We start from the raw sequence: 914 nt of genomic DNA, 5'->3' as shown, positions 1-914 counted from the left end.
GCCGCCCTGTACTCGCACCTGCGCAGCACCCGCCTGGCCACGCCCTGGCGCCATCGGCTGCTGGGCGCCGGGGTGTTTGTGCTGCCGCCGCTGCTGGCGGTACTGGCCAGCGCCATGGCCGGCTGGCTGGCCGGGCTCTGGGCCGGGCTGGGAGTGGCGCTGCTCGGGCTCTTTGCCGTGCAGGCCCACGGCGCCTACCGCACCGGGCAGTTGCTGGGGCGCATCAGCGCGGTGTCCCTGGGCAGTTTCGACAGCGAGCTGATTGCCCGCACCTATACCGATGAGCGAGGCCCGGTGGCACGCCTGCAGATGATCCTGATCAGCGAGGCGGCGAAGATCCGTACCGCCCTCAGCCGCCTGGGGGACTACGCCAACCAGGCGGCGTCACTGGCTTCCACCAGCCAGAACCTGTCGCGCCAGGCCGAGTCGGCCCTGGGCAAGCAGCGCGACGAAGCCGACATGGCGGCCACGGCGATGAACCAGATGGCTTCGTCGATCGCCGAGGTTTCGGTGCACATCCATGACACCGCCGCCGCGGCCGACCAGGTCAACGAGCTGACCCAGGTGGGCTCCCAGGAGGCGCGCCGTTCCCGGGTGGTGATCGAGAAACTGGCAGATACGGTGGATGCGGTCAGCCAGTCGGTGGAAGGCCTGGCGCAGGAAACCCAGTCGATCCAGGTGGCGGCGAACATGATCCATTCGATCGCTGAGCAGACCAACCTGCTGGCCTTGAACGCAGCCATCGAGGCGGCGAGGGCCGGCGAGCAGGGCCGGGGGTTCGCCGTGGTCGCCGATGAGGTGCGGGCCCTGGCGTCGAAGACCCGGGAATCGACCCAGAGCATCCAGCGCATCATCCAGAGCCTGCAGCAGGTGGCGGGCCAGGCCGTGGAAGTGGCGCGCCAGGGCAGCGTGGA

1 protein-coding gene is annotated in these 914 nt (G+C 69.8%); it reads left to right on the top strand.

Going from position 1 to position 914, the window contains the following annotated elements:
• Positions 1-914: methyl-accepting chemotaxis protein (locus tag F6S12_RS32275; RefSeq protein WP_315869927.1), on the top strand; the 914-nt coding region annotated here is incomplete at both ends.

This window comes from Pseudomonas sp. JV245A (genome assembly GCF_032424515.1).
Taxonomy (GTDB): domain Bacteria; phylum Pseudomonadota; class Gammaproteobacteria; order Pseudomonadales; family Pseudomonadaceae; genus Aquipseudomonas; species Aquipseudomonas protegens.
This window is presented reverse-complemented; position numbering and strand designations above follow the sequence as displayed.